17 protein-coding genes are annotated in these 18,877 nt (G+C 72.8%); 5 read left to right on the forward strand and 12 right to left on the reverse strand.

The annotated features are described in order from the left end of the window. Positions 1 to 606: SCO2400 family protein (locus PV341_RS33020; protein ID WP_500359754.1), on the reverse strand; the 606-nt coding region annotated here is incomplete at its 3' end. A gap of 203 nt (positions 607 to 809) precedes the next feature. Next, on the reverse strand, positions 810 to 3,383 hold the full coding sequence (locus PV341_RS33025) for a bifunctional FO biosynthesis protein CofGH (RefSeq protein ID WP_500331534.1): 2,574 nt from the start codon (positions 3,381 to 3,383) through the stop codon (positions 810 to 812). 123 nt (positions 3,384 to 3,506) lie between these two features. Between PV341_RS33025 and PV341_RS33030 the strand changes: the two genes are divergently transcribed. Both PV341_RS33030 and trxA read left to right on the forward strand, forming a co-directional pair. After that, positions 3,507 to 3,926, forward strand: coding sequence for a MerR family transcriptional regulator (locus tag PV341_RS33030; RefSeq protein ID WP_499512394.1), 420 nt, complete (start codon positions 3,507 to 3,509; stop codon positions 3,924 to 3,926). After that, the gene (trxA, locus tag PV341_RS33035; RefSeq protein WP_500331536.1) at positions 3,923 to 4,258 is read left to right on the forward strand and encodes a thioredoxin; all 336 of its coding nucleotides are present in this window, start codon (positions 3,923 to 3,925) and stop codon (positions 4,256 to 4,258) included. The genes PV341_RS33030 and trxA overlap by 4 nt, the downstream gene beginning before the upstream one ends. Positions 4,259 to 4,317: 59 nt before the next feature. Here the strand turns inward: trxA and PV341_RS33040 are convergent, their stop codons facing one another. From PV341_RS33040 to PV341_RS33050, 3 genes are all read right to left on the reverse strand, one after another. Further along, positions 4,318 to 5,850 (reverse strand): sodium:solute symporter family protein, encoded by a 1,533-nt coding sequence (locus PV341_RS33040; RefSeq protein ID WP_500359749.1) that lies wholly within the window; start codon positions 5,848 to 5,850, stop codon positions 4,318 to 4,320. Between the two features lie 281 nt (positions 5,851 to 6,131). Continuing rightward, positions 6,132 to 6,917 (reverse strand): SDR family oxidoreductase, encoded by a 786-nt coding sequence (locus PV341_RS33045; RefSeq protein WP_500331540.1) that lies wholly within the window; start codon positions 6,915 to 6,917, stop codon positions 6,132 to 6,134. 51 nt (positions 6,918 to 6,968) lie between these two features. After that, on the reverse strand, positions 6,969 to 8,162 hold the full coding sequence (locus tag PV341_RS33050; RefSeq protein ID WP_500331542.1) for an aminotransferase-like domain-containing protein: 1,194 nt from the start codon (positions 8,160 to 8,162) through the stop codon (positions 6,969 to 6,971). 106 nt (positions 8,163 to 8,268) lie between these two features. On the opposite strand from PV341_RS33050, the gene PV341_RS33055 reads away from it, so the two are divergent. Next, the gene (locus tag PV341_RS33055) at positions 8,269 to 9,114 is read left to right on the forward strand and encodes a hypothetical protein (protein ID WP_500359750.1); all 846 of its coding nucleotides are present in this window, start codon (positions 8,269 to 8,271) and stop codon (positions 9,112 to 9,114) included. A gap of 79 nt (positions 9,115 to 9,193) precedes the next feature. Here PV341_RS33055 and PV341_RS33060 read toward each other — a convergent pair whose 3' ends face one another. The 3 genes from PV341_RS33060 to PV341_RS33070 form a co-directional block, all read right to left on the reverse strand. Beyond that, positions 9,194 to 9,403 carry a DUF397 domain-containing protein gene (locus PV341_RS33060; RefSeq protein WP_499512388.1) on the reverse strand — a complete coding sequence of 70 codons (210 nt, stop codon included), beginning with the start codon at positions 9,401 to 9,403 and terminating at the stop codon, positions 9,194 to 9,196. A 160-nt stretch (positions 9,404 to 9,563) separates the two neighbouring features. Continuing rightward, positions 9,564 to 10,421, reverse strand: coding sequence for a helix-turn-helix domain-containing protein (locus tag PV341_RS33065; protein WP_499512387.1), 858 nt, complete (start codon positions 10,419 to 10,421; stop codon positions 9,564 to 9,566). A gap of 247 nt (positions 10,422 to 10,668) precedes the next feature. Further along, entirely contained in the window at positions 10,669 to 11,379 is a 711-nt protein-coding gene (locus PV341_RS33070) for a GOLPH3/VPS74 family protein (RefSeq protein WP_026251155.1), read from the reverse strand. Between the two features lie 483 nt (positions 11,380 to 11,862). On the opposite strand from PV341_RS33070, the gene PV341_RS33075 reads away from it, so the two are divergent. Next, positions 11,863 to 14,094, forward strand: a complete 2,232-nt coding sequence (locus PV341_RS33075; protein ID WP_500359751.1) for a D-alanyl-D-alanine carboxypeptidase — start codon at positions 11,863 to 11,865, stop codon at positions 14,092 to 14,094. A 59-nt stretch (positions 14,095 to 14,153) separates the two neighbouring features. On the opposite strand, the gene PV341_RS33080 is transcribed toward PV341_RS33075, so the two are convergent. Both PV341_RS33080 and PV341_RS33085 read right to left on the reverse strand, forming a co-directional pair. Beyond that, positions 14,154 to 14,342 (reverse strand): hypothetical protein, encoded by a 189-nt coding sequence (locus tag PV341_RS33080; protein ID WP_500331548.1) that lies wholly within the window; start codon positions 14,340 to 14,342, stop codon positions 14,154 to 14,156. Positions 14,343 to 14,416: 74 nt separating this feature from the next. Continuing rightward, on the reverse strand, positions 14,417 to 15,634 hold the full coding sequence (locus tag PV341_RS33085; RefSeq protein ID WP_500359752.1) for a winged helix DNA-binding domain-containing protein: 1,218 nt from the start codon (positions 15,632 to 15,634) through the stop codon (positions 14,417 to 14,419). 157 nt (positions 15,635 to 15,791) lie between these two features. Between PV341_RS33085 and PV341_RS33090 the strand changes: the two genes are divergently transcribed. Further along, the gene (locus tag PV341_RS33090) at positions 15,792 to 16,217 is read left to right on the forward strand and encodes an SsgA family sporulation/cell division regulator (protein ID WP_499512383.1); all 426 of its coding nucleotides are present in this window, start codon (positions 15,792 to 15,794) and stop codon (positions 16,215 to 16,217) included. Positions 16,218 to 16,269: 52 nt separating this feature from the next. Here PV341_RS33090 and PV341_RS33095 read toward each other — a convergent pair whose 3' ends face one another. Both PV341_RS33095 and PV341_RS33100 read right to left on the reverse strand, forming a co-directional pair. Further along, the gene (locus tag PV341_RS33095; RefSeq protein WP_500359753.1) at positions 16,270 to 18,558 is read right to left on the reverse strand and encodes a heavy metal translocating P-type ATPase; all 2,289 of its coding nucleotides are present in this window, start codon (positions 18,556 to 18,558) and stop codon (positions 16,270 to 16,272) included. Beyond that, the gene (locus PV341_RS33100) at positions 18,555 to 18,764 is read right to left on the reverse strand and encodes a heavy-metal-associated domain-containing protein (RefSeq protein ID WP_500331554.1); all 210 of its coding nucleotides are present in this window, start codon (positions 18,762 to 18,764) and stop codon (positions 18,555 to 18,557) included. Before PV341_RS33100 ends, PV341_RS33095 begins: the two co-directional genes overlap by 4 nt. Positions 18,765 to 18,877 lie beyond the last annotated feature (113 nt).

The following is an 18,877-nucleotide window of genomic DNA, read 5'->3' on the forward strand; positions in this document are numbered from 1 at the left end:
GTGGGGGGCGGTGTCCGTGGGCGCGGGGACGGCCGCGACCGTGCCGGCCCGGGGACCGGTGTCGCCCTGCGGGGCGGTGTGCGCCGGCGCGGTCGTGCGCGTCCCGGTCGGCGCGGAGCGGGGCGCGTCGCCGCGCGGCGCGGTGGTGGCGGGGTGTGCGCGCTGACCGGGCCGGTGCGTGGCGTCGCCGCCGGGCTGCGCGGGGATCGAGGACAGCGGCAGGGTGCGGGCGGTGGCCGGGGTCAGGGTCTCCGCGGCCGCCGCCGTGTCGGCCCGGCTCTTGGAGCCGCCGTGCGGCAGCGCCGCGACGGTGAGGCCGCCGCCGACGAGTGCCACGGCCGTGGCCGCCGCGGCGCGCCGCCGGTTCTTCTTCCAGCGTTCCAGCTGCCGTCGCCGGGCCGCACGACCCTGCAGCGACGGGTCGGCGTCGTCCTGTTCGGTTCCGTCGGGGTCGTCCGGGGAGTCCGCGTCGCGGAGCCGCTCCCGTTCGGCGGCCGGGTCCGGGCCCTGCCACATGGGCGGTGCTATGTCGGGTGCGTACGCGCCGCACCCCGGACACACGAGAGCCCCGTTGAGATGCCGACGGCAAGAGGAGCAGTAGTCCATCTCCGAGTCTTTCTCTGCTGACAACGCCGCCGGGGGACGTCGGCGGCAGGTCCGCGCGCACGTTCACCGTGCAGGGCGGGACGGCCAGCAACGCTAACGACACCTCCCGAAGGAGGTGCGCAGCCTGTGTGACGCTTTTGGAGAGTTGCTCGGACTCTTTTGCAGAGGTTGCCGGGGGGCGCGGCCGGGGGCCGCGCCCCGGCTCAGTCCTCGAGGACGGGCAGCAGTTCGGGCAGGTGGCCGTCGGAGGCCAGGCCTGCGGCGATGCGTTCTGCGGGTACTTCGCCGTAGGTGGTGGTGCGCTGGCGGGCGGGGCGGCCGGCGGCGTCGGCGATGGCGACCAGGTCGCGGATGGAGCGGTAGGAGCCGTAACCGGAGCCCGCCATGCGGGAGATGGTCTCCTCCATCAGGGTGCCGCCGAGGTCGTTGGCGCCGGAGCGCAGCATCTCGGCGGCGCCGTCGGTGCCGAGCTTGACCCAGCTGGTCTGGATGTTGCGGATGTGGGGGTGGAGCAGGAGGCGGGCCATGGCGGTGACCGCGCGGTTGTCGCGCAGGGTGGGGCCGGGGCGGGCGATGCCGGCCAGGTAGACGGGTGCGTTGGTGTGGATGAACGGCAGGGTGACGAATTCGGTGAAGCCGCCGGTCTCCTGCTGGATCCGGGCGAGCAGGCGCAGGTGGGCGAGCCAGTGGTGGGGCTGGTCGACGTGGCCGTACATCATGGTGGAGGAGGAGGGCAGGCCCAGTTCGTGTGCCGTGGTGATGACCTCGACCCAGGTGGCGGCGGGTAGTTTGCCCTTGGTCAGGACCCAGCGGACCTCGTCGTCGAGGATCTCGGCGGCGGTGCCGGGGACGGAGTCCAGGCCGGCTTCCTTGGCGGCGCTCAGCCATTCGCGGAGGGACATGCCGGTGCGGGTGGCGCCGTTGACGACCTCCATGGGGGAGAAGGCGTGCACGTGCATGCCGGGTACGCGTTCCTTGACCGCGCGGGCGATGTCGAAGTAGGCGGTGCCGGGCAGGTCGGGGTGGATGCCGCCCTGCATGCAGACTTCGGTGGCGCCGAGCTGCCAGGCCTGTTCCGCCCGGTCGGCGACCTGGGACAGGGACAGGGTGTAGGCGTCGGCGTCGGTGCGGCGCTGGGCGAAGGCGCAGAACCGGCAACCGGTGTAGCAGACGTTGGTGAAGTTGATGTTCCGTGTGACGACGTAGGTGACCTCGTCGCCCACCGCGTCGCGGCGGACGTCGTCGGCGATCCGGCACAGCGCGTCCAGCGCCGCCCCGTCGGCGTGCAGCAGCGCGAGCGCCTCGGCGTCGGTCAGCTTCGTGGGGTCGTCGGCGGCCACGGACAGCGCGGTGCGCACGTCGGCCTCGATGCGGTCCGGGACCAGCCCGGGGGCGGCCTGCTCGCGCAGCGCCTCCCAGTCCCCGTAGACCTCGTCGAAGTCCTCCCGGCGGTCGCCTGTGCGTCCCTCGGTGTCGATGGTGCGGTGCAGGTCGGTGCGGCCGGCGGCGGTGAAGACCTCCTCCGGCTCCTGCCACGGACGGCCGGTGACCTCGGCGTCCTCGCGCGCCAGACCTGTGGCCGGGTCGGCCAGCGCCCGCACGTGCGGCAGCAGCCGCGGGTCCAGCCACGGCTCGCCGCGCCGGACGAACTCCGGGTACACGCAGAGCCGTTCGCGCAAGCGGAAGCCCACCTCCGCCGAGCGTGCCGCCAGCTCCTCGATCTGCGGCCAGGGCCGCTCGGGGTTGACGTGGTCCGGGGTCAGCGGCGACACCCCGCCCCAGTCGTCGATGCCGGCCCCGATCAGCCGGGCGTACTCCGCGTCCACCAGGTTCGGCGGTGCCTGGAGGCAGGCCGACGGCCCCATGATGTGCCGGGCGACCGCCACCGTGGCCACCAGGTCGTCCAGTTCCGCGTCCGGCATGCCGCGCATCGCGGTGTCCGGCTTGGCGCGGAAGTTCTGGATGATCAGTTCCTGGATGCCGTGGTACGACCGCGCGACGCGGCGCAGCGCGAACAGCGACTCGGCACGCTCCTCGTAGGTCTCACCGATGCCGATGAGCAGCCCGCTGGTGAACGGCACGGAGCTGCGCCCCGCGTCCTCCAGCACCCGCAGCCGTACGGCCGGTTCCTTGTCGGGGGAGCCGTAGTGCGGGCCGCCGGGCTCGCTCCACAGCCGGGTCGCCGTCGTTTCCAGCATCATGCCCATCGAGGGGGCGACCGGCTTCAGCCGCTGGAAGTCCGTCCAGCTCATGACCCCGGGGTTGAGGTGCGGCAGCAGCCCCGTCTCCTCCAGGATCCTGATGGACATCGCCCGCACGTACGCGATGGTGTCGTCGTAGCCGTGCGCGTCCAGCCACTCCCGCGCCTCCGGCCACCGCTCCTCCGGCTTGTCCCCGAGGGTGATCAGCGCTTCCTTGCAGCCCAGTTCGGCACCGCGCCGGGCGATCTCCAGCACCTCGTCCGGGGACATGAACATCCCGTGCCCGGCCCGCCGCAGCTTGCCGGGGACGGTCACGAAGGTGCAGTAGTGGCATTTGTCCCGGCACAGGCGGGTGAGCGGGATGAAGACGCTCTTGGAGTAGGTGATGATCCCGGGCCGTCCCGCCGCCTCCAGGCCCGCGTCCCGCACCCGGGCCGCGCTCTCCGTCAGGGCGGCGAGGTCCGCCCCCCGCGCCTGGAGCAGCACCGCGGCCTCCGCGGTGTCGAGCGCGACGCCGTCACGGGCGCGCCTCAGGGCACGGCGCATGCTGTTGGTGGTGGGCGGAGTGTGGGTCATCCTCCGAGGATAGGCGCGGCGTACGTCAGTCGGCGGTGTCGGGAGGATCACCGGGCCGCCGGGCCCCGACGGGGAATATCCGGGCTGGCCTTGACGTCCGCGTCAAGGTCTACCGTCGGGGGCATGCGGATCGGAGAACTCGCCGAACGGGCCGGGACCACCACCCGCGCCCTGCGCCACTACGAGTCGCTCGGCTTGCTGCGGGCCCGGCGCACGGGCAACGGCTACCGGGCCTACGACGAGCAGGACCTGCGACTGCTCCGGCAGATCCAGGCGCTGCGCGCCTTCGGCTTCGAACTGGAGGACACCCGGCCGTTCGTGGACTGCCTGCGGGCCGGCCACCCGGAGGGTGACTCCTGTGCCGCCTCGATCGACGTCTACCGGCGCAAGCTGGCCGAGCTCGACGAGTGCATCGACCGTCTGGGGGAGCTCCGCGAGCGGCTCGGCTCGCAGCTCGTCCGCGCGGAGCTGGCCTCGGCCGGGGGCACCTCCGAACCGCGCTGTGAGTTCAGCTGCGAGGCAGACGAGGGGAGTACGCGATGACGACGCACATCGAGGGCCTGACCGAGGTGACCGACGCGACGTTCGCCGAGGAGGTGCTGGGGGCCGAGGGGCCGGTCCTGGTGGAGTTCACCGCCGACTGGTGCCCGCCGTGCCGCCAGATCGCCCCGGTCCTGGCGGAGGTCGCCCACGAGGAGGCGGGCCGGCTGAAGGTCGTCCAGCTCGACGTGGACCACAACCCGCAGGCGACGGCGGCGTACGGCGTCCTGTCGATGCCGACCCTGATGGTCTTCCGGTCGGGGGAGCCGGTGAAGTCCCTGGTGGGGGCGCGGCCCAAGCGGCGGCTGCTGCAGGAGCTCGCCGACGTCCTGTGAGCGGGCGGGCGCCCGGGCGGGTCCCGGGGCGGGTGAAGGCCCGCCCCGGGACCCGGCCGTCAGGCCTTCGCGGGCTCCTCGGGCAGGGCCGCGGCGGCGGCCGCGTCGTCCCCGTCCCCGTCGGAGTTGATCCGCGCCAGGACCGCGTCGCGCTCGGGGGTGTCCTCGGGCTTGACGAGGCCGATGAGCACGTACAGCACGAGGCTGACGGCGAGCGGCGTCACGATCTGGATCTGCAGCTGCACCCCGTCCAGGCCGTAGTTGGTGAGCCAGAAGGCGAACAGGCCCGCCGCCCAGGAGACCAGCGCCGCCGTCGGGCCGGACTTGCGGAACGTCCGCAGCAGGCCGAGCATGAACGGGATCGCGATCGGGCCCATCAGGCCGGCCACCCACTTGATGACGACGGTGATGATGTCCTTGAAGGTCGGCGAGTTGACCTGGGTGGCCACCGCCATCGACAGGGCGAGGAAGGCCACGGTGGTGAGCCGCGCCGCGAGCAGTCCGGCCCGCGCGTTCCAGCCGCGCGCCGCCTTGGACAGCACCGGGGCGATGTCCCGGGTGAAGACGGCGGCGATGGCGTTGGCGTCCGAGGAGCACATGGCCATGGTGTGCGAGAAGAAGCCGACGACCACCAGGCCCAGCAGGCCGTGCGGCAGCAGTTGCTCGGTCAGCAGGGCGTACGAGTCGGACGCGTCCGGCTTCTGCGCCTTCACCAGCAGCGGGGCGACCCACATCGGGAAGAACAGGATCAGCGGCCAGACGAACCACAGCACGGACGACAGCCGCGCCGAGCGCGTGGCCTCGCGGGCGTTGCTCGTGGCCATGTAGCGCTGGGCCTGGTTCCACATGCCGCCGTTGTACTCGAACGTCTTGATGAACAGGTACGCCAGCAGGAAGGTCAGGGTGTACGGGCCGGCGGTCGGGGCGGTGTGGTTGTCGGGCAGCTTGTCCCAGACCGTCCACAGCCCGCTGATACCGCCGATCTCGCCCAGCACCGCGACCAGCATGGCGAGGCCGGCCAGCAGCTGGATGACGAACTGGCCCAGCTCGGTGAGGGCGTCCGCCCACAGGCCGCCGACGGTGCAGTAGACGGCCGTGACGGCGCCGGTGATGAGGATGCCCTGGTTGAGGGAGACACCGGTGAAGACCGACAGGAGGGTGGCGATCGCCGCCCACTTGGCGCCCACGTCCACGATTTTGAGCAGCACGCCGGAGACGGCGAGTGCCTGCTGGGTCGGGACGTTGTAGCGGGTCTTCAGGTACTCCAGCGGCGAGGCCACGTGCAGCCGCGAGCGCAGCCGGTTGAGCCGGGGCGCGAAGAGGTTGGCCCCGATGGCGATGCCGATGGCGATGGGGAAGGACCAGGTGACGTACGAGGTGACGCCGTAGGTGTAGGCGATGCCGGCGTACCCGGTGAACATGACCGCGCTGTAGCCGGACATGTGGTGCGAGATGCCGGACAGCCACCAGGGCATGCGACCGCCCGCGGTGAAGAAGTCGCTGACGTCGTCGACGCGTTTGTGGGACCACAAGCCGATGGCGACCATCACGCCGAAGTAGCCGACGAGTACGGCCCAGTCGAGACTGTTCATGCGTTGTTGCCCCTTCCAGGGGTCCGCCTTGTGAACGGGAGCGCACTTCGCCGGTACGTCCGTCGCGGGGCGGCGCCCCAGATTGAACCGCCTGGAAAGGGACTGGTCAATACCATCGGTGTTCAAGGACATGAACACCGATCAGCGAGTAGAACGATTTTACTTGTTCTTGACCTTACTTCACGTTGTTGTGAACCTGCCCGGCGCCCCACGATGAGCGGGTACTTCGCCGGAACGACCGCACGTCGACCGGAGCCCGCCCGGGGCTCCGACCGTCCCTGTCAGCGCATCAGTTCGCCCGCGTTCACCAGCAGCGACTGCCCGGTGATCGCGCGCGCCCGGTCGGAGGCCAGGAAGACCGCGGCCTCCGCCACGTCGCCGTCCGTGGCCAGCTCCGGCAGCGCCATCCGGTCGGTGAGCCGGTGCAGCACCTCGTCCTCGGGCACGCCCTCGGTGTGCGCGGTGAAGCCGACGTAGGCCTGGACCGGCGGGCCCCACATCCAGCCCGGCAGCACGGTGTTGACCCGGATCCGCTCCGGGCCGAGTTCACGGGCGAGCGAGTACATCGCCGAGGTGAGCGCGCCCTTGGAGGACGCGTACGCCGCCTGACGCACCTGAGACGGCGCGGCCACGGCGGACTGGGTCCCGATGAAGACCACCGAGCCGCCGCCGCGCCCGCGCAGACCGGGCAGGCAGGCCCGGGTCATCCGCAGCGTGCCGAGCAGGTTGACGTCCAGTACCGTCTTCCAGGTCTCGAAGTCGGCATCGGCCAGACCGCCGAAGTGGCCGTCCATGGCGGCGACGTGGACGACCGCGTCGATCCCGCCGAAGCGCTCCTGCGCGAGGGCGGCCAGCGCCTCGCACTGCGCGGCGTCCTTGATGTCAGTGGAGCGCCAGGCGACGTGGGCGCCCCCGGGGTCGATCTCGTCCGCCGCCTTGGCGAGGTGGGCCTCGGTGCGGGCCCCGAGCACCGCGTTCCCGCCGTCGCGGACGACGGCCTGGGCGACGCGCTGTCCGAGGCCGGCCCCGACCCCGGACACCACCACGGTCTTGTCGCGCAGCAGCACGGCCCACCACCTCCACCCGGACGGATGAACTGACGGATCGTCAGAATAGGCTCACCCGCCCGCGATGGCCAGGGCCTTGGCGAGCCGGCGCAGCCCCTCCCCGATCTCGTCCGGGGTGTGCGTCACGAAGGACAGCCGCAGCGCCGCACGGTCGGGCTCGCCCGCGTAGAAGGGCGCCCCCGGCACGTAGGCCACGTCGTGGGCCACCACCTGGGGCAGCAGCTCCGTCGCGTCGTAACCGGCGGGCAGCCGGGCCCAGACGAACATGCCGCCTTTGGGCCGGTTCCACGTGCTGCCCTCGGGCAGCGCGCCGGGCAGCCCGGCCAGCAGGGCGTCCCGCCGCTCCCGGTAGGCGGCGCGGACCCGGGTCAGATGGGCGTCGAGGTCGGAGTCGGCGAGGTAGCGGGCGGCGGCGGCCTGGTCCACGGTCGAGGTGTGCAGGTCGGCGGACTGCTTGGCGACCACGCACGCCCGGCGCAGGGCGGCCGGGGCGCGCAGCCAGCCGAGCCGCATCCCGGGGGCCATGATCTTGGACAGGCTGCCGAGCAGGACCGTACGGTCGGCGGCCGCCTCGTGGGAGGCGATCCACGGCTCCGCCTCGCCGTCGTAGCGCAGTTCGCCGTACGGGTCGTCCTCCGCGATCCACAACCCGTGCCGTTCGGCGATCAGGGCGACCGCCTGCCGGCGCTCGTCGGTCGTCGTGCGGCCCGTGGGGTTCTGGAAGGTCGGCACCAGGTAGAGCAGCTTGGCCTTCTCCCGGACGACGGCCAGTTCCAGGGACGTCGGGTCGATGCCGTCCGCGTCGGAGGGGACGGGCACCACGCGGGCGCCCGCGAAGGCGAAGCACTGCAGCGCCGCCAGGTAGCCCGGGTCCTCCACGAGGACGACGTCCCCGGGTTCCAGCAGGGCGGTGGAGACCAGGGTGAGGGCCTGCTGGGAGCCGCCGGTGACGAGCAGGTCGTCGGAGCCGGTGGGCAGTCCCGCCCGGCTGAGCCGGCCGGCGACCGCCGTGCGCAGCGCCGGGTCCCCCTCGGTGGTGGAGTACTGCAGCACCCGCTCGGGCGCCTCGGCGAGGACGCGGTCGTACGCGGCGCGTATCGCCGCGGCGTCGAAGAGCTCGGGGGCGGGCAGCCCGCCGGCGAAGGAGATCACCTCCGGGCGGGCGGTCAGCGCGAGGATCTCCCGTACCGGCGAGCCGCCGACGGAGGTGGCGCGGGTGGCGAGGCCGGGGACGGCGGCACGCATGACGGGCTCCTTCGCTGTGGGCGGGTGATCTCGCGGACCGTACACAGATGTGTCGGGCGTCGCCACGGGCTTCCATTTCTGACGTTCAGTCAGCTACACCGTATGCATGACCGAAGAAGACACCCGCAGCGAGGTCTACGCCGAACTGGCCTCCGTCGGCCCGTACGGCCCCGGCCTCGGCCACGCGCTCATCACCATGGTCGAGCCGCACCCCGGCCACGAGTACGCCTACAACCGCTGGTACGAGGACGACCACTTCATCGCCGGTGCCATGGCCATGCCCTGGATGTACGCCGGGCGCCGCTGGGTGGCCACCCGCGACCTGCAGTTACTGCGCTACCCGGAGAAGTCCGCGGTGGCCCGGCCCGTCACCGAGGGCTGCTACGTCAGCGTGTACTGGATCACGGCCGGGCGCTACGCGGACCACATGAAGTGGACCGTCGCCATCAACCGGCGCCTCAACCGCGACGCCCGTGTCCACCACGACCGCACCCACGTCTTCACCGCCTTCCAGGACCACGCCGTCACCGTCTACCGAGACGGGCCGGCCGGTCCCCGGGACTTCCACGCGCTCGACCACCCCTACGCGGGGCTGGTCGTCGAGGTGGTCGACACCGACACCCCGCAGGAGTGCGACGCGCTGCTCGGCCTGCTGCGCGACCGCCACCTGCCGCGGCGGCTGGCCGGCTCGCCCTCCGCGATGGTGACCGCCTTCCGTCCCACGCCGCTGCCGCTGGAGCGGATGTCGTACGTGAAGCAGGTCGAGGGCGTCGGCACCCGGCTCACCCTGCTGTGGTTCCTGCAGCGGGACCCGCGCGAGGTGTGGGAGGAGCACTTCACGGGGCTGGACGCCGAGGTGGCCGGCACGGGGCTCGGCCGGGTCGAACTCGTCGCGCCCTTCGTCCCCACGGTGCCCGGGACCGACACCTACGTCGACCGGTTGCGGGGGTAGGGCGCCGGGGTGGCAGTGAGCCCCCTCGGCCAGGACGGCGTGCCGGTCGAGAGGGCCCGTACGGATACTGCGTCGGTGCTCAGTCGAGGTCGTACGTCCCGTGGCCGACGTCCGCGACGAACGCCGCCCAGGCCTCGGGGGAGAAGGCGAGCGTCGGGCCGTCGGGGTCCTTGGAGTCGCGGACGTCGACGGCCGACGTCGTACGGGAGGCCACCTCGACGCAGGCGCCATTTCCCTGGGAACGGGTGGACTTGGTCCACGCCCTGGTGTTTCCGAGCTGAATAGCCATGATCGCTCCGAGCTTTCTTTTTTGTGCAGCTCTGACGTGATCGAAGCTACTCGCCAACATCACTGCCCACAGCGGCTATTACCCCCTACGGGTGGCATATTCCAGGAGGTCTTCCGCCTCACGGGACGCAGGTGTACTCTGCGGCATTCCCGCCGGGGGGTCAGCGTGCGTACTCCTTCGCGGCGTCCGCGATGAACTGCCGGCTCTGCTCCGCGCTGAGCGCCTGGGCCCGCAGGTGCTCGTACATCACGCTGTAGCCGTGCACGTCGGTCGGCTTCTCCAGGTACAGGTCGCTCGTGACGCCCTCGATGTAGACGACGCTGGAGTCGGTGGCGTCGGCGAACTCCAGGATCGCGAAGTTGCCGGACATGCCGGGGTGGGCCCCGGCGTCGTACGGCAGGACCTGGACCGTGACGTGCGCCTGGGTGCTCATCTGGGCCAGGTACTCCAGCTGTTCGCGCATCACGTCCTTGGTGCCGACGACACGGCGCAGCGCGGACTCGTCCATCACCACCCAGAAGCGCAGCGGCGAGTCCGGGTCGGTGACGCGCTCCTGGCGCCGCAGCCGGATCTCGATCCGCTTCTCGATCTGCTCGGGCGTGGCCTCGGGGAGCGTCCCCTCGATGACGGCCGAGGCGTAGTTGCGGGTCTGCAGCAGGCCCGGCACCACCAGGGAGTCGTAGACGCGCAGGGACTCGGCCTCGGTCTCCAGGCCGATGTAGACGCTGTAGGGGACGTCGCCGAAGGCGTGCCACCAGCCCTGCTGCCGGGACTCGCGCGCCATGTTCATCAGGGAGTCGACGAGGCGGCTGTCCTCGACCCCGTACACGCTGCACAGGTCGCGCACGTCGCGCTGGCTGATGCTCCGGCGTCCGTTCTCCAGCCTGCTGATCTTCGACTGGGAGACCAGCAGCCGTGCGGCGACCTCCTCCGCGGTCATCCCTTTCTGCTCGCGCAGCTTGCGCAGTTCCGAGCCGAGTCGGCGTCGCCTGACGGTCGGATTGACGTTGGCGGCCACGGGATGTGCACCTCCGGATTCCGGACTGGTCCGTGTTCTCTGCAGATATGTACTGCTGGTCAGCAGAGTGCCACTATCGGTCATCCCACCGCTGGGAATTGGTCATATGCTGCGCTCGTCGAAAGAGCGGACAAACGGCAACGCGCGGGGCGGCGGCCGGCCGGTGCCGGTCGCCGCCCCGCGCGCGGCGGTTGCGATGGGATCGCGGTCGTCACGGTGTCCGGGCCCTGCCGCCGGACACCCCGGGTCAGCGGACGCCGGCGCGGACCATGCCGTGGCCCGTCGCCCTGGCCGCCGCCGGACGCCCCTGGGCGGGGGCGCGCTTCGGCTGCGCGGCGGCACCGTTCTGCACGTCCATCACGGCGTGCGCGACGAGGCCGCCCATGGGGTCGTACCTGATCAGGTCACGGAGCCGCGATCGGGACGACCGGCCTTCGTTGCCCGGGTACAGGTGCTTGCCGAGCCCCACGGCATGGGCGATCGCGGCGAGCGCGGCGGTCCGCGGGTCCGGTGGCACCCCGGTGCGGATCGCACTGTCCAGCCGGGCCCTGATCTCCCGGCTGACCTCGCTGTCGGTCGCCTGATAGCGCGTGGTCGGCAGCACCCCGCACATCTGCCCCGGCACGGCGTGCACCATGCCGCACCGTTCCAGATGCGTGAGATACGTCTGGCGCAGCCCCAGGCGGGGCCCGCCGATCCAGTGGACGGCGCGCACGGGGCTGCCACGACGGCGCAGCAGTTCGAGCGCGGAGTCCAGGGTCGGATCTCCTGTCGGCCGTGGGTGCACCACGGCGATACGATCCCCGTCAGGGGCTATCCGTCCTGCGAGGGCCAGCTCCACTAGCTGTGCCCCGGCAAGACCGAGGTCGAGCGACTGCGGCTGCGCCGTGGTACCCGTGGCCGGGTCCAAGGCGAGAAGCAGTAGCTCCTCCGGAAGTGTTCTGCGGCTCCTGCCCATCCATGCCTCCCCGCGTGGATGAATGACAGGGTGACGCCTCTCACACCGGCCTGTCGAGAGCGCCTTGCCCGTTCGTGCGGGAACCGACTCATATGTCGTTCTCGTCTAGCACCGAGGGCGGCGGTGGCTCGCGGGGGGCCGTCGGCGTCCCACGGCGGGTCCCACGGCGGCTTCACAGCAGGGGCCTGGAAACTGGTGTAAGGGTGAGCGGGGCGCCGCGGCGGCGCACCGCACGAGTGTGGAGGAGGTCCGGTGGCGGGCGAGTCCCCCGGCAGGGCGGAGCAGCAGGAGTTGTCGGGGGAGGCGACCGGAGGCGGGGCGGTGGATCCGAGGCTGTCGGTCTTCCGCGGGGTCGTGGGAGCGCCCCGGGGCGCATCGGAACCGGCCACCGGAGACCCGGAGTTCGCGCCGGAGCCGCCCGAAGCGGAGGGCGTGCCGGAGCCGGATCGGAGTGCTTCCGCTACGCCGGATGACGGAGCGGACGTGGACGGCGAGCCGCAGGACGCTACGCCGGACGCGGAGGACGCCCCTCCGGCCGACGGCGCGGGGGACGATGCGGAATCCCGTACCGACGACGCAGTCGCCGAGGAGGCGGGCGCGGAGGAATCCGGGACGGACGGAGGCGAGGACGCGGCCGGGGACGAGGCCGGGGACGAAGCGGAGGCCGAAGCCGGCACCGAGGACGGCCCCGAGGGCCGGACCGAGGAGGACCGCACCGAGGACGCGGCCGCCGAGGACGGCGCCGCGGAACCCACCGCCGGCGGGACGCCCGTGGAGGAGCCCGCGGACGCGGTGGACGCGGAGGACACCGAGGCGCCCGAGGAGCCCGAGGAGTCCGCGGACTCCGGGGCCGAGCCGGAGGAACCTTCCGCCGCCGGGGAGACCGGGGCCGGCGAGGAGCCTTCCGCGGGGACGGACGAGCGGGCCGGGGCGGACGCCGAAGCGGAGCCCGGGGACGACGACGCCGGCGACGCGGGCGAGGAGACCCCGGACGACTCAACGCAGGACGCTCCCGGGGAGTCCCGCGACGCCACCCCCTCGGACGACCACGAGGGCGACGACGAGGGCGACGACGAGGACGACGACGCTGAGGGCCCCTCACAGGGCCCCGGAGACGTCAAGGGCGGACCCGGGGCGCGCGAGGCGTCCGGGGGCGGACACGACGGCCCCAGGGCCGGGGAGGGCACGCTCACGCTGCGCGCGCCCCGCACCGAGGGCGGCGGCACGCCGGTCAGGGACGGCACCCTGACGCTGCGCGCGCCCTCCGCGTCCGCGCCCGTCAAGGCGCCTTCCCGGCCGAGCGGAACGTTTGTCCCGCTGCGGACCGACGACCGCCCGGCCGTGGTCCCGCAGGCCCCGGCGCCCGTGGAGACCCCGCGGACCACGGAGCCCGGCGGCGGTTCGCGGACGAAGCAGATGCCGCTGCCCCCCGACCCCGACGAGCCGCTGCGGCTGCTGGCGGAACTGACGAACACGCCGCCGCCGCCGCAGACGCCGCTGCGCACGACCGTGCGGCGGATCAAGATCTGGACCCCGCTGGTCCTGCTGCTGATCGTGGCCTTCTGCGTGGCGCAGGCGCTGCGCCCGCTGCCCGAGCCGGAGCTGGACCTGACCGCCGAGACCTCGTACACCTTCAAGGGCGACGAACTCGCGCTCCCGTGGCCCAGCGAGGGCCAGGCCGTCGTCGAGGCCGAGGGACTGGGCCGCATGGGCGAGTTCGGCGAGCAGGTGCCGACGCCGATCGCGAGCGTCGCCAAGGTGATGACGACCTACGTCATCCTGCGCGACCACCCGATCAAGAAGGGCGGCAAGGGCGAGGCCGTCGAGGTCGACCAGAAGGCCGAGGACCAGTACCACAGCGGCGTGCAGGAGTCGGAGTCCGTCGTCCCCGTCACCGCCGGGCAGAAGCTCAGCGAGTACGAGGCGCTGGAGGCCGTCATGCTGCCCTCCGCCAACAACATCGCGCGACTGCTGGCCCGTTGGGACGCGGGATCGGAGGAGGCGTTCGTGAAGAAGATGAACGCCGCCGCCAAGGAACTCGGGATGGACGACACGACCTACACCGACCCGAGCGGGCTGGAGGCGACCACCGTCAGCACCGCGAGCGACCAGGTCAAACTGGGGCACGCGGCGATGAAGGACGAGGTCTTTGCGGAGATCGCCACCAAGATCCAGTACACGGACATCAACGGCGACGACCAGAAGAACTACAACCAGCTGGCCGGCTACCACGACATCGTCGGCATCAAGACCGGCACCAGCACCAAGGCCGGCGGCAACCTGCTCTTCGCCGCCTACCGCACGATCGGCGGCACCAAGCAGCTGATCGTCGGCGCGATGCTCGACCAGCAGAAGGCGCCGATCATCGACACGGTCCTCAGCCGCAGCCGCACCCTGATCGACGGCACGCGGGACGCGCTCGCCTCGGCCACGATCATCAAGAAGGGCGACGTCGTCGGCTACGTCGACGACGGCCTCGGCGGCCGCACCCCGGTGGTGGCCGGGAAGGACGTCACCGCGATCGGCTGGACGGGCCTCAAGGTCGACATCTCGGTGGAGACCGGCAAGGGGGGTCTGCCGCACTCGGCGCAGGCAGGTGACCAGGTCGGTGAGCTCGTCGTCGGCAAGGGCGACAGCATGATCCGGGTCCCGGTCGTGCTGGAGTCGGCCCTCGTCGAGCCCTCCTTCGGCTCGAAGCTGACCCGGGTCGCCTGACCCGGGTCGGCCCCCGCCCGCGGTGCGCGGGCGATCGGATGGACGGGCCGGCCGGACCGCTACACGTGGTCCAGCCGGCCCGCCTTCGCCTCCTCGACCAGCGAGCGGAACTGCTCGGCGCTCATCCGCACCCGCTGCCCGAAGTCGTCGGTCAGCACGACCCGCTGGTCAGCCGGCGCCGTCGCGTCCACGTACAGCGTGGGACAGCCGCAGTCGCAGTTGCCGCAGAACACGGCCACCTGTTCCATCGGTCCACCTCCGCCCGGTCCGCGCCCGGCCGGTCACCGGGCGTCATGGGCGGCATACCCGGGGTGACGGTGTTTCAGGCCGGTGAAGCCGTCGAGGCCGCCGGGGACACCGAAGCCGCCCGGGCCGACAACTCGCGCTCCAGCGGGGTGCGGAAGCGGGGCGTGACGCGGACGGCGTCCAGCCACCCCCGCAGTCGCGCGGCCTCTTCCTCGATCGCGGCGACGGCCTCGCGGCCCGGGTCGCCGAAGAGCCGGTGGACGACCTCGCCGTCGGCGCGCTGCGCCCAGCCGCCGACGACCTGGCCGTTCCACCACACGGTCGGGCCGATGTTGCCCGAGCGGTCGAAGAGCGCCGCCCGTTCCCGTTCGTCCTGCGGCAGGTACCAGTCGCGCCGCTGCCAGCCCATCGGCGTCGGGTCCAGTGCGGGCAGCAGCGCCGCCCACGGTGGTGCCGGCGGGACCGGGTCGCCGTCGCCCGGCAGCACGTGGCCGGTCTCCCCGTCGAGCAGGACCTCTTCGGTGCCGAGCGCCGCCAGGGCCTTGCGGACCTCGGTCAGCGTCCAGCCCGTCCACCACTTCAGGTCGGCCTCCGTGCCCGGGCCGTACGCCGCCAGCCAGCGGCGCACCAGCTCGACGCGCGCCTCCGCGGTGGGCGGCGTCCGCCTCACCGTGCCCGGCGCCCACCGGTACTGACTGCTCGTCCAGCCGCCCACCGGCCGTCTGCGGACGATCCGGCCCTCCGCCGCCAGCACCCGCAGGACGCGTGTCGACACCGCCTGGGTGGCCTCGTACGGCTTGCCGCGTGCCACCACGACCTGTTCGCGCAGCCGGGGCACGTCGGAGGCGAGCTGCGCGGCCGTCGCCTCGCCGCGTCCGGTCAGGGCGGCGAGCACGGACTCCTCCAGCTCCGCCAGCCACCGCTCGTCCCAGCCGCCGCCGTCGGCCAGGTGCTTGAGCAGTTTCCGCCGCTCCTGCGCGGCGATCGCCAGGGCCGCCGCGGAGAGCACCACCGGCGCCGAGGCGGTGGTGACCACGAACATCGTCCGCCGCATCGCGAGCAGCCGGGTCAGGCTCCGGTCCTCGTACAGGGCCCGGTCCAGGGCCGCGGCGCCGGGCTCGTGCATCCTGGCGGCGGCCGACACGTAGACCGTCGCCGGGTCCGTGCCGTGCAGCGCCACCAGCGACTCGGTGACTTCTTCGGGGGTCGCGGCCCGCCGTTCCGGCGTCAGCCGGTGCCGTACCGCCATGCGCCGCCGCCGCTCCTGCGCCCCCACCGTCCGTCGTGCGTCCATGGCTCATCGTGGCACGGCCCACCGACAGCAACTCCGGACGCCTGTGACGTACATCACACAATCGGAGCCGGAAGTCGCGTAAGGACAGCGGCCGTCGGCGCTCTCCCGGTGGACCGGGACGCATCCGGAGCGCACCGCCCGCCTGCCGAGGAAGGCCATGCTGACCGACATCGACCACATCGTCAGGGCCCGTCTGCGCACCCCGCGCTCGGGGCCCCGGGGCCGGGAGATCACCGCGACCCTGCGCTACCGCCGCGACGACCCGCTCGCCGCCCGGATCACCTTCCCCGCGGAGGTCTCCCTCGACGGCGCCGAGGTGACCTGGGTCTTCGCCCGCGGGCTGCTCACCACGGGCCTGTACGAGCCCGCCGGGGAGGGCGACGTGCACATCCGGCCGAACGGGCCGGAGCACACCGCGATCGAGTTCCGCACCGACGAGGGCACCGCACTCGTGGAGGTGCGCACCTCCGGTCTGCGGAGCTTCCTGGCCCGGGTGTACGAGGCCGTGCCGCCCGGGCAGGAACTGCGCCACCTGGACATGGACGCGGTCATCGCCGCCTTGCTGGACACCGACGGCGAGTGACCGCCCCACGGCCGGTGGCCGCCCCCCACGGCCCCGGGGGCGGCCGTGGGGGTCAGCGCGCGAGCGGACGGAACCCGCGCAGGCGAAGCGAGTTGCCGACCACGAAGACCGAGGAGAAGGCCATCGCGGCGCCCGCGATCATCGGGTTGAGCAGCCCGGCGGCGGCGAGCGGCAGGGCCGCCACGTTGTAGCCGAAGGCCCAGAAGAGGTTGCCCCTGATCGTGCCCAGGGTGCGCCGGGACAGCCGGATGGCGTCGGCGGCCACCCGCAGGTCGCCCCGGACCAGGGTCAGGTCGCTCGCCTCGATGGCGGCGTCCGTGCCGGTGCCCATGGCGAGCCCGAGGTCGGCGCGGGCCAGCGCGGCAGCGTCGTTGATCCCGTCGCCGACCATGGCGACGGACCTGCCCTCCCGCTGGAGCCGGGCCACGACGGCGACCTTGTCCTCCGGCATGACGTCCGCGATCACATCGGCGGCGTCGATGCCGACCTCGGCGGCGACGGCCCGGGCCACCGCCTCGTTGTCGCCGGTGAGCAGCACCGGGGTGAGGCCCAGTCCGCGCAGCATGCGGACGGCGTCGGCGCTGGTCGGCTTCACGGCGTCGGCGACGACGAGCACGGCACGGGCCCGGCCGCCCCAGGCGGCCGTGACCACCGTGCTGCCCCGGGCCTCGGCCTCGGCCTTCGCGCGGGCGAGCCCCGCCGGGAGCGGCTCGGGCAGTTCCTGGCGGCCCACCGTGACCTCGTGGCCGTCGACGGTGCCCTGGACGCCGAGTCCGGGCAGCGCGCGGAAGCCCGTGACGCCGGGCAGCGGGCCGGTGCGCTCCTCGGCCGCCCGGGCGACCGCGCGGGCGATGGGATGCTCGGCGGCGTGCTCCAGGGCGCCGGCCAGGCGCAGCACCTCGTCCTCCCGCTCGCCCTCGGCCAGGTGGACGGCGGTCAGGGTCATGGCGCCGGTGGTGACCGTGCCGGTCTTGTCCAGCACGATGGTGTCGACCCGCCGGGTGGTCTCCAGGACCTCGGGTCCCTTGATGAGGATGCCGAGCTGCGCGCCCCGTCCGGTGCCGACCATCAGCGCCGTGGGCGTGGCCAGTCCGAGCGCGCACGGGCAGGCGATGATCAGCACGGCGACGGCCGCGGTGAAGGCGGCGGTGGGGCCCGAGCCGTTGCCGAGCCAGAAGCCGAGGGTCGCGAGCGCGAGCCCGATGACGACGGGGACGAACACCGCGGAGATCCGGTCGGCGAGGCGCTGCGCCGCCGCCTTGCCGTTCTGGGCGTCCTCCACCAGGCGGGCCATCCGGGCCAGTTGGGTGTCGGCGCCGACCCGGGTGGCCTCCACGACCAGCCGGCCGCCGGCGTTCACCGTGGCTCCGGTGACGGCCCGGGCCGGCCCCACCTCGACCGGTACGGACTCGCCGGTGAGCATCGAGGCGTCGACCGCCGAGGTGCCCTCCCGTACGAGGCCGTCGGTGGCCACCTTCTCGCCCGGCCGCACCACGAACAGGTCGCCGACGGCCAGTTCGGCCGTGGGGACGCGCACCTCGCGCCCGCCGCGCAGCACGCCGACGTCCTTGGCGCCCAGTTCCATCAGGGCGCGCAGCGCGGCGCCCGCCCGGCGCTTGGAACGGGCCTCGAAGTAGCGCCCGGCCAGGATGAAGGCGGTGACGCCGGAGGCGACCTCCAGGTACAGGTTGGCGGAGCCGTGCCCCTGGGCGACGGTCAGCTCGAAGGGGTGCGTCAGGCCCGGCACGCCCGCGTCGCCGAAGAAGAGCGCCCAGACCGACCAGCCGAAGGAGGCCAGCGTGCCCATGGAGATCAGCGTGTCCATGGTGGTGGCGCCGTGCCGCAGGTTTGTCCACGCCGCACGGTGGAAGGGCCATGCCGCGTACGCCACGACCGGCGCGGCCAGGGTCAGCGACAGCCACTGCCAGTTGCGGAACTGCAGGGCCGGGACCATGGCCATCGCGATGACGGGCACGGCGAGCACGACGGCGGTCAGCAGCCGCTGCCGCAGCGCCGTGAGCTCGCCCGGCGCGGACTCCGGTTCCTCCCGCGACGCGTCGGTGACCGGCGGGGCGGGGAGCGCGGCGGTGTAACCGGTGGACTCGACGATGGCGATCACGTCGCCGACGCCGATCCCGTCCCCGAACGCCACCTTGGCCTTCTCGGTGGCGTAGTTGACGGTGGCCGTGACGCCGTCCACCCGGTTGAGCTTCTTCTCGATCCGGGCCGCGCACGAGGCGCAGGTCATCCCGCCGATCGCGAGTTCGAGCTCGGTGACGCCCGCAGGGGCGGCCTGCGCGGCGATCCGCGGGGTGACCTGCTGCTGATCCGGGACGGTCATGCCCGGCCGACCAGTTCGTAGCCCGCCTCGTCCACGGCGGCGCGGACGGCCTCCTCGTCCAGGGGGGCGTCGGAGTCGATGGTGAGCAGGCCGGTCTTGGCGTCCACCGTGATGCCGATCACACCGGGGAGGGTCGAGACCTCCTTGCTGACCGCGGACTCGCAGTGACCGCAGCTCATCCCGGAGACGCTGTAGCTGACAGACATGGGTTCTCCTCGTGCGTTCTGTGCGTGTTCCGGTGAACGGCGTCGGGCACCGTGCCGTCCACCCACCACCAAATTATACCCCCTAGGGGTATCGGGGAAGGGGAGGGTGGGGG

This window comes from Streptomyces sp. PA03-1a (assembly GCF_033792805.1).
GTDB lineage: Bacteria > Actinomycetota > Actinomycetes > Streptomycetales > Streptomycetaceae > Actinacidiphila.